Annotated in this window: 5 protein-coding genes and 2 pseudogenes; 6 read left to right on the forward strand and 1 reads right to left on the reverse strand. The window is 67.3% G+C overall.

Annotation, left to right across the window (positions count from 1 at the left end; translation table 11 throughout):
• Positions 1-11: 11 nt before the first annotated feature.
• Entirely contained in the window at positions 12-335 is a 324-nt protein-coding gene (locus FHX78_RS24655; RefSeq protein WP_229924249.1) for a hypothetical protein, read from the reverse strand.
• 387 nt (positions 336-722) lie between these two features.
• Here FHX78_RS24655 and FHX78_RS24660 point away from each other — a divergent pair, with 387 nt between their 5' ends.
• The 6 genes and pseudogenes from FHX78_RS24660 to FHX78_RS24680 all read left to right on the forward strand — a co-directional run bounded on the left by FHX78_RS24660 (position 723) and on the right by FHX78_RS24680 (position 13,648).
• Positions 723-3,653 carry a hypothetical protein gene (locus FHX78_RS24660; protein ID WP_208766191.1) on the forward strand — a complete coding sequence of 977 codons (2,931 nt, stop codon included), beginning with the start codon at positions 723-725 and terminating at the stop codon, positions 3,651-3,653.
• A gap of 125 nt (positions 3,654-3,778) precedes the next feature.
• Positions 3,779-4,459: pseudogene (locus FHX78_RS38210) on the forward strand (DEAD/DEAH box helicase); the annotation flags it as partial.
• Between the two features lie 1,938 nt (positions 4,460-6,397).
• Complete coding sequence (locus tag FHX78_RS38215; RefSeq protein WP_425282239.1) at positions 6,398-10,363, forward strand: DUF1998 domain-containing protein; 3,966 nt, start codon at positions 6,398-6,400, stop codon at positions 10,361-10,363.
• Positions 10,360-12,672 (forward strand): UvrD-helicase domain-containing protein, encoded by a 2,313-nt coding sequence (locus FHX78_RS24670; protein WP_145869587.1) that lies wholly within the window; start codon positions 10,360-10,362, stop codon positions 12,670-12,672. The genes FHX78_RS38215 and FHX78_RS24670 overlap by 4 nt, the downstream gene beginning before the upstream one ends.
• A 31-nt stretch (positions 12,673-12,703) precedes the next feature.
• Positions 12,704-12,962, forward strand: a pseudogene (locus FHX78_RS37620) (glycosyltransferase); the annotation flags it as partial.
• 362 nt (positions 12,963-13,324) lie between these two features.
• The gene (locus FHX78_RS24680; protein WP_229924249.1) at positions 13,325-13,648 is read left to right on the forward strand and encodes a hypothetical protein; all 324 of its coding nucleotides are present in this window, start codon (positions 13,325-13,327) and stop codon (positions 13,646-13,648) included.
• Positions 13,649-13,714: the final 66 nt, after the last annotated feature.

Here is a 13,714-nt window from a genome sequence, read left to right on the forward strand (position 1 = left end):
AGGTCGAGCGCTCAGCCTGAGGCGCCCTCCAGCGGAAGGTGGTCTCGGAAGTACTGCGACTCCAGCCACTCCTCCTTCACGAAGAGCGGACGGGTCAGGCGTGCTGCCCCGACCTGCTGCGAGCGCAGAAGAACCCCGAGATCGGTCAGGGAAAGCGAGTCATCAGGCGTGTAGAGCAGACAGTTCCCATGCTCAGCAGCGTGGTCCAGCAGGAACTGCTGGCCCTGCTCTGGATCGCTTCCCGCCAGTGGGAAGCCAGACAGGAAGACCTGCGGACCGGTGACCGCATCCAGTGCAACACAGGCGAGCTTGCCCGCGTCGTAGAACGCTTTCACCCCATCCGGGAAGTCCTCCTGTGCATACCGACCGCCAACCCTCTCCTGCGGTCCAGGGACCAAAAGTGCCTGGGCGACCTCGGCTGGAGACATCCCGAACCGCAACGGACCCACACCGGCTCCCGACCGCAGCTCCCAGCACTCCCGCTCCGCATCCACGCCCATTCACCCACTCCTACGTTCCGACCGGTCCGGACCAAGCCGTATGCACAAGACCATGGGCCAAGGTGCCAACTCAGCTGTACAAGTGCCAACAGGATTGCTGCTCTCGGCGGCAGTCATTCTGAAACGATCAGTAAGACGACGGGCGGCAAGGGCAGCCAGCTCGCCCGGTTGCAGGCTTCGGCCCTTCGCGTCGAGTTCCTGTGGAAGCTGGTCGCCAAGCGCATGGAGCTCAGCGAGCGAGAGATCGCCCGCACCATCGATGTGTGGGGGACGGATCGCGAGGAGGACGCGGAGGAATATGCCTTCCTTCGTCGCGACAAGCAGAACCCGGACCAGAGCCTGCCGCTGACCAAGGAGCAGGTCTTCAAGGACCTCTTCGCGGCGGAGGGCTCCCCGTACTGGCGGCTCAAGCAGGTCATGGACGCGTGGTGCGCGCTGTGGTTCTGGCCGCTGGAGAAGGTGGGGCTGCTGGACGGGGCCGACGCGGAGTATGCGACGGCCCCGGTGGTGACGGCGGAAGCCGGGGCCGACCTGGATGCGTTGTTGTCGTCGATGGCCGGGCTGGCGGTGCAGGTCGAGGACCGCGCGCCCGAGCCGACGCCTGCGCCCCAGTTCCTTGAGCCGGGTCTGCTGTTCACCATGGACGGCGACCAGATTTCCCTGGGTGAGGCTGAGAGCGACGACGAGGCCGGGAAGAAGAAGGAGACCAAGAAGAAGCGCGGCTCCTCCGCTCCCAAGAAGCCCAGTGGACCGGCACGCCGCCGCGACGTCATTCCGCTGGCGGACCTGGACGACTGGATCGCCTTCCTGGAGTCCATGCTCGGTACGGGATCGGTGCCGGAGGACACCTTTGCCACGACGGTCGACTCTTTGGAGGAGCTGAAGAAGCTCGAAGACCTGATCCAGGCCGAGATGGGTATGGACGATGCCCGTAAGGCGGTTGAGACACGGTATCCGTGGATGCGGGTCGTCCGTGATATTGCGGAGGAGCAGGGTTTTCTTCACTGGGAGTTGGACTTTGCTGGTGTCTTCACCAGTGAGGCGGGGGGCTTCGACCTTCAGGTGGGTAACCCGCCGTGGGTGCGGCCGGAGTGGAAAGAGGATCCGGTCCTCGCGGAGTACGAGCCTTGGTTCATGCTCACGGAGAAGCCGAAGGCGGAGGACAAGAACCGGCGGCGGGATGTCGAACTCGCACGCGAAGAGGTGCAGGAGTACCTGCTCGGCGAGGTGACTAACACGGTGACCATGGCGAGCTACCTCTCATCGGCGCCCGTGTACCCGCTGATTTCGGGAAGCCAGCCGGATCTGTATCGGGCGTTCATGTGTGAGGTGTGGGATCACGCGGGGACCGGTGGGGCCGCCGGGATGGTGCACCCGGACACTCACTTTGCGGGGGACAAGGAGGCCGCCCTGCGCGCAGCGGCGTACCGGCGGTTGCGGGTGCACGGTGACTTCGTCAATGCGGGCAACCGGTTCTTCCCGCCGCCGGTGGGGCGGTCGAGCCACTTCGGTGTGCACATCTACGGGGCCGAAGGCGATATCTCCTTCGACTCGTTGTCGTGGCTCTTCACTGTCGACTCACTTCGTTTGTCCGCCTCCGCTGAGAACACGGGCACTGACCCCGGCGTCAAGTACGACGGTGACTGGGACGAACGTCCGCACCCGAAGCGGGTCGTCCGTGTGACGCCGGACACCCTCAAGCGGTGGCGTCGGCTGGCGGGTGATGAAGGGCCCTTGGAGCACACGCGTCTGGTCACGCCGGTGAGTACGGCGGAGGACCCGGCGATCGACGCACTTGGTACATATCCCTTGCGTCTCGGTGCTCTGTCCCCGGATATCACCCGTGGGTACGACGAAAGCGCTGCCAAGAAGGCAAAGTTCGGCCCGAACAAAGATCAGCGACTCATCGACTACAACACCGGCATTGACGGCCAGGAGGACTACCACGCGAAGGCGTGGAACGACGTCATCTTCAAGGGGCCGCAGATCGGCGTGGCCAACCCAATGTTCAAGCAGCCTAGTCAGGGCGGAGGCGAGGTACGCGGCCTTGACCCGAGGGCACTCACGGACGATGCGGTTCCTGAGTCGGAGTACCGGTGCGTGGCTCCCCACGATGTGTTCCTGGGTGAGCAGGACAAGTGGCCCGACTGGGAGAGGTACGAGGCGCTGCTCGCGTCCGAGGAAGAGAGGGCGCAGGCCCGGCTTCGGATTGCGGAGCGACGCAAGGTGCAGCCGGAGGAAGTCGAGGATGAGCAGGTTGAGAAGTTCCTGCTTGCCAAAGCGAGTTATCCGTACAGCGAAGACTTTCGGGTTGCGTGGCGCGAGAGGGTTGCGGCAGACACAGAGCGCGCGCTTTATGGAGCGCTGCTCCCGCCTGGGACAACGCACGTTCACGCAGTGCGTTCCGCGCGTCTGGCGACAAGGAGTCTCACTGCTCTCACCGCCGGCTTCCTGGCCGCGCTGCCTATCGACTACCTGCTTCGGACCGCTGGAGTCGGACACCTCGACGTTGCTCAGGCCAAGCGGCTTCCGGCACCACAGAGCGAACACCCCCTCGCCTCCGCCCTTCTCCTCCGCACCCTCCGCCTCAATCTTCTGACAACTGCCTACGCCGACCTCTGGGAAGAGCTCTACGACCCCAAGTGGCTCGGCTACGAGCCCTGGGCGATCAACTGGCCCAACCTCAAGACCGAGCTGCACAAGGTGACCCCCACCTGGCAGCGGGACACCCCCCTCCGTACTGAGTACGCCCGCCGTGCCGCCCTCGTCGAGATCGACGCGCTCGTCGCTGTCTGGCTCGGGATCGACGCGGACACACTCATCGTCATGTACCGGGCCCGTTATCCGATTACGCAGGACTTCGACCCGGTGACCTGGTTCGATGCCAACGAGCGGAAGATCGCTGGGGACCGGTATACCTACGGCTTCGACCAGACCAAGGACCACTGGACCCAGTTCGAGCAATATTGCGAGGCCTACGACAAGGACCCAAATACCGACACCCCCGTCCCCGACGGCTACACAGCCCCCTTCTATAAGGCGAACCGCGAGCGCGAAATGCGTGAAGCCCATGCCTACTTCAAGAAGCGCCTCGACGAAGCCGTAGCCAAGGGTCTGTGGGACCCGGAGAAGATGGAGGTCCCGACCCCGTGAGGCCGACCCTCGAAGCACAGGGACTCAAGGAGAGCCTCCTCCAGTACCTGTCCACGACGTACGGTCTCGCAGACGAGGGTGCCCGTAAGGCGCTGAACGCCTTCCTCGGGGACGAGACAACGGGTATGTTCCGCGGCCCGTACCTCCGCCTGCGTACCCCCTTCACCCCGGCCGACGACGGCTGGCAGCAGTACCTGGACTGGGTACGTACCGACGGCTGGACACCGTACGCCCACCAGGCCCGCGCCTTCGCCCGGCTCACCTCCAAGGACGGCCACACACCTCAGCCCACGCTCGTCACGACAGGCACAGGTTCCGGCAAGACCGAGTCGTTCCTGTACCCCGTGCTCGATCACTGCGCCCGCGAGCGCGCGGCCGGGAACAACGGGGTCAAGGCGGTCTTCCTGTACCCGATGAACGCCCTGGCCACCGACCAGGCGGCTCGTATCAACGATCTGCTGACCGATTACGACGAGTTGAGCGGTGTCCGCGCTGGCCTGTACATCGGGGAGAAGGCGGCGATGCACTACGACCGGGTCTACACCCGTCGCCAGGACATGCAACTGTCCCCGCCGGACATCCTGATCACCAACTACAAGATGCTCGACCTGCTTCTGCAGCGTGCCGCCGACGCACCGCTGTGGGACGCCAGCGACATCCGCTACGTGGTCGTCGACGAGTTCCACACCTACGACGGCGCGCAGGGTACTGACGTCGCCATGCTGCTGCGCCGCCTCGCCATCGCCGTCGATGCCAACCGGCCCGGCATGCCACTCGGCTCGATCACCCCCGTCGCCACGTCCGCGACCCTCGCCTCCGGCACCGATGAGGACGGGATACGCCAACTCCTCTTCGTGGCCACCAACGTCTTCGGCGCGGAGTTCACCGAGGACTCGATCGTCGGTGAGGACCGGCTGACGGTCGACGAGTTCATCCTCGGCGAGGACGAGTTGATCCCGGACGCGCGATTCCTCCCCGGCCAGGCCACGCCCCCTGAGGCACTCACCGCCCTGCCGGATCCGGCGTCCGGCCCCGAAGAACTCGCGGACCTCGCCGAGGCCGTCACCGGAAGCCGGATCACTGACCCGGTCGCCCTCGGTGCCGCGCTCAAGCGCAATCGGCTCACGTACGCCGTCCTGAACGCCTTCGACGGCACGGTGCGCACCTACGACGAGGTGCTCGACGTGATGCGCCGCAGTGGGGCGAAGAGCTGGGACGAGGCGATCACTACACGGCCCCAGATCGCTGCGCTGGCACTCGCCCGCTTCGTCGCGCTGCTGTCCGTGGCGCGTGACCCTGACGCGCCGGCCGCGATCAGCCGCCCCTTCGTCCAGGTCGAGGTGCACCAGTGGGCGCGGTCCGTCACCCGCATGCTGCGGGGCGTACTTCCGTGGCCGAAGGCCGAGTTCGCGTGGGACACGGCCGGGGCGCAGAGCCAGTCGCGTACGACGCCGGACACCACCACCTCCCGCGACACCAAGATCTTCCTGCCTGCGGTGTACTGCCGAGAGTGCGGGCGTTCCGGCTGGTCGGTCCTCGCCCCCGAGTCGGACTTCGAGGAGCTGAACTTCGAGGCTCACAAGATCCGCCGGGCCACCGTCACCGCCGAGAAGGCCAAGGTGCGCACCCTGGTGGCGGCCACCGACAATGAGGCCCGCGAGGGCAACGGCCGTACCGCCATGGACCCGGCGGCGCAGAGGTCGCTGACCACCGGCGGCGCGGGCGTGCTCATGGTGCTCGACGGCCTGTCCCAGCGCCTGCGGCTGCCCGACCCCCAGGGCGACTACGACGACGAGGGCAACCCGGCGCCCGCCGGCCCTGACTCCGCCTTCGTCCTGGTTCAGCTCGGCGACACCGCGGAACGCGCCGCCAAGGACGACTGGTGCCCCGCCTGCGGCACGCACAACGCGATCCGCTTCGTCGGTACGGGTGCTGCTGCCCTCGCCGCCGCCTCCGTCACCCAGTTGTTCACCGGCGGGGAGATGGACAAGGAGCAGCGTGAGACGAAGACGCTGATGTTCAACGACTCGGTGCAGGACGCCGCGCACCGGGCCGGTTTCGTCGCCTCCCGCTCGTACACCTTTTCCTTACGGGCCTTGTTCACCAAGCACCTGAGCGAACAGCAGCCCAGCGCACTTAACGACCTTGTCGCCGACGTCGTAGCGGCTACCACCGACCGTGAGACCCTCGCCGCCGTCGTCCCGCCGGACCTCCACGACGACACGGGCGTAGCGCGCCTGCTGTCCGGCCAAGGGCGCGGTGGGGACAAGAAGACCTGGGACCTGATTGGTGAACGGTTCGCGTTCGAGGCCGTCATGGAGTTCGGCCACCGCTCCCGCAACGGCCGTACCCTCGAACTGACCCGTACCTCAGCCGCCTGGGTGGACATCCCCGATGAGCAGGCGGCCGTGGCGCTCATGCGCGCCGCGCATGAGGAGGCCGCCCACCGTGGGTTGACGCTTACCGAACACGACGACACCCGCTATCTGGCCTTTCTGCGCGGCTTGTTGGAGCGACTGCGTACGCGTGGGGCGGTTGGGCACCGGTGGCTGGAGAAGTTCCTCGACGAGGCGGGCACCAGCCGCTACTTCATCTGGGGAGGTCGCCCGCGCGGTATGAAGGCCTTCCCCAAGGGGGTGTCCGCACCGAGCTTCCTGCTCGCGCGGCCCAAGCCGAGCAGCGAGTTCGACTTCGCCGCCGGACGTCTGTCCTGGTACCAGACCTGGGCCCAGCGCTGCCTCGACATGACCCGCGAACAGGCCGACGAGTTCTGGGTTCGGCTGCTGCCCCGGCTCACCGACGCCGGGCTGCTTGCAGCACGTACCCCGAGCGACACGGCCGCCCGCCTGTACGGCCTCCAGCCAGGGGCCATCCGGTTGCAGTTGCTGACCGACGCCCAGGTCAACGAGGCCTATGTTCGCTGCCCGAAGTGCTTCTGGGAGCAGACCGTCCACCCCTCGCTGCTGGACCAGTACCACGGGCAGCCCTGCCAGGCGTATCGCTGCACGGCGGGGCGGCTGGTCGCCGGCGACCGGTGGCTGGAGACCGTGGACCGGCACGACCGGGACCGCGACTACCGTGACGACTACTACCGCCGCCTGTACCGGCGAGCGGGCACCTACCAGGTCATCACCGCCGAGCACACCGGTCTGCTCTCCCGCGGCAAGCGCGAACGTATCGAGGACGCCTTCCGCAACGGCGAAGGATTCAACGACCCCAACGTGCTGTCCTGCACGCCCACCCTGGAGATGGGCATCGACATCGGCGACTTGTCCGCCGTCGTCCTCGGCGCCCTGCCGCGCCGTCCGGCCAACTATGCCCAGCAGGCGGGTCGGGCTGGACGCCGTACCGGAAATGCCTTCCTGCTGACCATTCCCGACCGCAGGCGCCGCGACCTGTACTTCCTCGACCGGCCGCGGGACATGATCGACGGACGGATCGTGCCGCCGGGCTCGTATCTGTCGGCCATCGAGATCCTGCGCCGTCAGTACACCGCCCACCTCCTCGATCTCGCGGCGCGCGGCCGGCTGCTGCGTGAGGACGGCAGGCCGCTGGCCGCGCTGTCGCGCCGAGTCGACGAACTCTTCGGTCCTTCCGGCTATCTCGCCGACTTCACCGACGCCGCCCTCGCCCACGGCGAGGAACTCGTCGCTGGCTTCCTCGCCCTGTTCCCGACCGGCGTGAGCGACACCGCCAAGGAGGAGCTGGAGAAGTACGCGGTCCGCGGCATCCGCAGCGCGATCGAGAAGGCCGAACGGGAGTGGGAGCGCGAGAACCAGAAGCTGCGCACCCGCATCCGTACGATCCGCTCCGCGATCGACGAGCTCAAAGACGGCGACGACGAACAGGCAAGCACAAAGGCGGAGTTGGAGGCCGAACTCGGAGCAATCTCCAAGCAAGGCGCCACACGGCAGCGTCAGCCCGCCCAGACCGTGCTGTGTGACCTCGGCCTGCTGCCCAACTACGCTCTCATCGACGCCACGACCACCCTCGACGCCACCGTCTTCTGGCCCGAGGGCACCACACCCGAAGGCCGGCCCCGCTACAAGTCGAAGTCGTTCTCCTACGGGCGTCCGCGTGGCTTCGCCCTGTCCGAACTCGCCCCCGGGAACACCTTCTACGCAGAGGGCTACAAGCACCGGATCACCGGTATCGATATCGTCACCGGCCGGGACCAGGACTGGCGCCACTGGCGCTTCTGCCCCTCGTGCGGCTACGTCCGCACCGAGAACGCCGAGAACGACATCACGCCCTGTCCGCGCTGCGGGGAGGCGGGCATCGCCGACTCCGGCAGCCTGTGGCAGATCGTCCAGCCCAGCGTCGTGACGGCCCGCGACAAGCGGGAGGACGCCAGGATCGGCGACGAGAGCGACGACCGCGACCGCCGCTTCTACACCGTCGTCGACATGGTTGACATCCACCCCGACCACTTCGCCAAGGGCAAGTCCTGGCGGCATACCAAAGAGGTCTTCGGCGTCGACTACACCCGCCGTGCCATCATCCGCCGTATCAACGCCGGACCGCTCAGCATCGGCGCACAGGAGAACGAGCAGCTCGCCGGGAAGCCGGTGCGCATCGCCCCCTTCCATGTGTGTACTGCCTGCGGAGCCGCGAGCGCCGACGGCCGACCGGTCTTCGACGACGACCGGGACGCCGTCGACAACTCCGCCAACCGCCAGCGCGAACTCAAGCACCACACGCCCTGGTGCCCGCTGCGGCGCGGCAAGAAGGGCGTACCCCAGGAACCGGTCCTGCTCGCCCACGAGTTGGAGACCGAGGCCCTACGCATCCTGCTGCCGGCAGCGACCGTCCTCGTCGAGGAGAAGGTCCACTCCTTCCAGGCGGCCCTGCGCCTGGGCGTGGACGGTGCCTTCGGCGGCGACCCGCAGCACCTCGCCACCACCCTCGCCACCATGCCGGACCGCGACACTGCGGAGAAACGGCACTTCCTGGTCCTGTACGACCGTCTCCCGCACGGCACCGGCTACCTTGACCGGCTCACCGATCCCGCTGCCTTCCGTCAGGTGCTGGAGGGCGCGCGCCGGTTGCTCGTGGAGTGCCCCTGCAACGAGGAGGGCGGGCCGGCCTGCCACCGCTGTCTGTACCTCTACGCCGACGAGCAGTACATCGAGCGCGTCTCCCGTCAGGCTGCCTTGGAGATCCTCGACGAACTGCTGGGCACGGACACCGACGCCTGGGACACCAAGAAGGTCGGGAACACCGATCAGATCGGCCTGGACGGGCAGGTCGAGTCCGATCTGGAGGCACGCTTCCTCAAGGCCCTGCGTGGGTGGGCCGGACAGCGCGGCGACGCCGTGCTGGAGGAGAGCGGCGACAACAGCGCCTATCTGCGTCTCGACGAAATCGGCACCGTGCACGGCTGGCGTCTGACAGCGCAACGAAACGAGGGTTACACCCGTACCGACTTCACCTTCGAACGCGTCGACGGTCCCAAGCAGAAGATCACTGTCTACCTCGACGGACACCGCTTTCACGCCTCTCGCCGGAACAACCGGCTCGCCAGCGACGCCGACAAACGCAACCGGCTCCGGGCCGAGGGGAGAATCGTCTTCCAGCTCACCTGGCACGACCTCGACGCCTTCGAGCGGCAGACGAACACGGCGGAGTCCGGCGCGGGGCGCGAGACGGCCGAGCCGGTGTGGCCGCCGTACCCGCGCAGTGCCCAGGACCTCGCCAAGCAGCTCTACGCCGACCGTGGCGGCGACGACCTCGCGGCCACCGCCTTCACCGACCCGATGACCATGCTCCTCGCCTACCTGCGCAGCCCGAACGACGCGGCCTGGGGCAAGCGGGCATCAGCCATGGTCGGCGGGCTCCTCGGGACCGGCCAGGAGATCCTCGTCGGCAACGGCACGCCCGACCAGACGCGTCAGACGCTCAGCGGTCTCCTCGACGCCTGGGGCCGCACCGACGGCATCGACCCGGCGCCCGTGCAGGGCACTGGCACGCTCAACCTGTTCCAGACCAGCGACCAGTCCGGTCTCCCCGTCGCCTTCCTCGTCGATGCAGCCACCGGCCACTGGTCAGCACTGGCCTGCCTTGACGACACCGCACACGACCAGCTCGGCACGCCCGAACACAAGGCGCGCTGGCGCTCCTGGCTCCAGTGGTCCAACATCCTGCAGTTCCTCGCCCACGACGGCGGCGACGGCATTCAACTCACCACAGCCACCGCAGCCAGCTTCGACATCTCGGTCCTCAAGGCCTTCGGCGGCCTCGGTGAACTTGAATCCCTCGTTGTGCGCTACGGCACCGGCACACCCGCATCGCAGCCCGTACCCGCGGAAGCCTCCAACGAGACTCCTCTCGAAGCAGCGGTGCGGGATCTGCTGTGGGACCGGGAGATCCTCGAATACCTCGACGAGGACGATCCCGACTCCCCCCTCACCCGCCTAGCCCACGTGTTGGCCGACGGCGGCAAGAAGGCCCCCGCCTACGGCTACGAGCTCGGCGAACGAGGCTGGCTCGCCGACTTCGTCTGGGACCACGGCACTCCGCGGATCGCCGTCATGGCCGAGCCGTACGACCAGGAGGACAAGGAGAGCGACAAGACCTGGAGCGCCTACCGTGACGCCGGGTTCACCATCCGCTCGGCCGACGACTGGCTAGCCGATCTTGATGCTCTGCTGGGCATGCTCCCCGACGCCACCGCCCGTCCCGACTCCGAAGAACAGAGTGCCGCACGATGACCGCACGCCTGAGCCTCTACCAGAAGGCCGAGAACGAGCTCTACAAGATGGACTCGTCGGTCAAGACGAAGTTCTACGACTTCTGCCACCAGTTCCGTATCGACCCCGATCACCCCAGCCTCGACCTCAAGCCTCTCAAGGGCGACGGCCGGATCTTCCGCGCCAAGATCGACCGTTCGTACAGGGCGTTGCTGGCCCGGGCCGGGGTCGGCACCGATGGCGTCCAGCAGTGGCTGATCGTCGCGGTCCGCCACCGCAAGGACGTCTACGAAGAACTCACCGTCGCCATCAACCGGATCACCGGCGAGATCGAGTTCGTCGACCTGGGCGTCGTCGGCCAGAGTGTCCTCCAGCGCGCGGGCCTCCAGCTCACGCCGGCCCAGGACGAGCACACTGCACCGGCCGAGCCCACGCCCGCCCCGGTCGTGACACAGCAGCCGGCAGCCCCCACCGAACCGCTCCTCGTCGGCTGCACCCCCGCGGACCTGCGGCGGCTTGGTGTCGCCGACGCTCTCATCGGCCCGGCCCTCGCCGTCACGACCGACGAGGAACTCGACCAGCTCATCGCGGGCGCCCCGCGCCTGACTGCCGAGGTCCTCACCGGCCTCGGCTCCGGTATGTCCGTCGACGAGGTCGAGCGCGAGATCACCCAGCCTGCCTCCACCGAGCTCGAACCGGGCTTCGAGGACGACATGGCGGCGGCCCTCACCCGTACCGCGGTCACCACGGTCGACGACGACATCCGCAACGTGCTGGCCGAGGGCGACTTCCGGGCCTGGAAGGTCTACCTCCACCCCACCCAGCGCAAGATCGTCGAACGGAACTACAGCGGCCCCGGCCGGGTCAGCGGCGGCCCCGGCACCGGCAAGACCATCGTCGCCCTGCACCGGGTCGCCCGCCTCGCCGCAGCCCTGCCGCCCGGCCACGGCAAGCCGATCCTGCTGACCACGTACACCAAGAACCTCACTGCCGACCTGCGCTCCCGCCTCACCTCGCTCATGGACCCGGCGCTGCTCGGTCGCGTGGACATCAAGCACATCGACCAGCTCGCCCAGAACGTCCTCAATGAGAACACCGCGCCCGGCGCACAGCGCAGCCTGATCACCGACGACCGGGCCCTGGACGTGCTGCGCGAGGTCCTATTCGAACACGACGAGCAGCGCTGGGACGCGGAATTCCTCTTCGACGAATGGGAGCAGATCGTCCTGGGCCAGTCCCTCGGCACCCGCCAGGACTACTTCAAGGCCCGTCGCGCCGGCATGGGCCGCGCCCTCAACCGCCCCGAACGCGCAGTCGTCTGGAAACTGCTCGAACAGTTCGCCCTGCGCCTCAACGGCATGGGCCGGGAGACCTGGGCCCAGGCCGCCGAGCGCGCGGCGCGGTACGAGATGGAACGCGCCCGCAAGATCCAGACGCGGGCCGAGCGCAAGGCCGACATTGGCGGCGGCGACCTGGCCCACCTCGACGACAACAGCTCCGCGATGCGCTACCTGCGTCACCGCTACCGTCACATCGTCGTCGACGAGGCCCAGGACCTCAGCCCCGCCCACTGGAAGATGCTGCGCGCCATGGTCGCCTCCGGCCCTGACGACCTGTTCATCGCCAGCGACACCCACCAGCGGATCTACGACCGGCAGGTCACCCTTTCCACCGTCGGCATCAACATCCGCGGTGGCCGCTCCTCGAAACTGACGCTGAGCTACCGCACCACCCAGGAGATCCTCGACCAGGCCGCCAAGGTCGTCCGCGGGGGCACCTACGACGACCTCGATGACGGCACGGACACCCTCGACGGCTACCACTCCCTGCTGCACGGCCCCGCCCCCGAGTACGTCGCCTGCGCAGACTGGACCGACGAGATCACCCAGCTCGCCGAGGCCCTCAAGCAGTGGCGCGCGGACATCACCCAGCCCACCGAAGACGGCACCGTACGCGACCCCAGTGGCACCATGGCCGTCTGCGTCGCCGACGGCGATATGGCCGGCCGCGTCGCAGCCGATTTGGAGACGAAGCACGGCATCACCACTGCGACCCTCACCAAGGAGGGGCCGCAAGGTGGCGGCGAGGTCCACATCGGAACGATGCACCGCTTCAAGGGACTTGAGTACCAGAAGCTCGCGGTTATCGGCGCGAGCGACGGCATCCTCCCGCGCACTGCTGTCGTCGAGAAGTACGAGACGACTGACCCCAAGCGGTACGAACGCGAACTCAAGAAGAGCCGCAACCAACTCTTCGTCGCCACCACCCGAGCCCGCGATGCGCTGCGCATCTCCTGGCACGGCAAACCTAGCCCGTTTCTACCCTTGTAGGCCGGGGCGGCTCTCACAGCATGCCTGAGGGATCTGGCTGGGCCTCGCGGAGCGGGTCGACAGCGTCCGCCCGTGTCCGGGACTCGGCGAGCTGTGGCGAATGGTCGCGCGGAGCGCGTACGCGCAACTGCGGCACAACCGTCAGCCGCTGTGGCTCGCTCCGCTGCTGCCGTTCACCGCGTTCCTATATCTCCTGATGACGGTGGACTCGGTGGTGCTGCACCGGGCGCTGCGTGGAAGGGCCAATGTACGCGCGCCCGGAGGCGGCGCCGGACCGGCGAACGGCATGACTTCCGGTCGGCGCCCGGGCGATACGCTGGAGAGCCGGACAACCAGCCTCTCGCGTTGGAGACTTACTGATCGTTTCAGAATGACTGCCGCCGAGAGCAGCAATCCTGTTGGCACTTGTACAGCTGAGTTGGCACCTTGGCCCATGGTCTTGTGCATACGGCTTGGTCCGGACCGGTCGGAACGTAGGAGTGGGTGAATGGGCGTGGATGCGGAGCGGGAGTGCTGGGAGCTGCGGTCGGGAGCCGGTGTGGGTCCGTTGCGGTTCGGGATGTCTCCAGCCGAGGTCGCCCAGGCACTTTTGGTCCCTGGACCGCAGGAGAGGGTTGGCGGTCGGTATGCACAGGAGGACTTCCCGGATGGGGTGAAAGCGTTCTACGACGCGGGCAAGCTCGCCTGTGTTGCACTGGATGCGGTCACCGGTCCGCAGGTCTTCCTGTCTGGCTTCCCACTGGCGGGAAGCGATCCAGAGCAGGGCCAGCAGTTCCTGCTGGACCACGCTGCTGAGCATGGGAACTGTCTGCTCTACACGCCTGATGACTCGCTTTCCCTGACCGATCTCGGGGTTCTTCTGCGCTCGCAGCAGGTCGGGGCAGCACGCCTGACCCGTCCGCTCTTCGTGAAGGAGGAGTGGCTGGAGTCGCAGTACTTCCGAGACCACCTTCCGCTGGAGGGCGCCTCAGGCTGAGCGCTCGACCTGGCGAACTGACGCCAGACCCTCCGTGCAAGTCGCGAGGAGATGCCGCGGGTCTTG

It is taken from the genome of Streptomyces capillispiralis (assembly GCF_007829875.1).
GTDB classification, from domain to species: Bacteria; Actinomycetota; Actinomycetes; order Streptomycetales; family Streptomycetaceae; genus Streptomyces; species Streptomyces capillispiralis.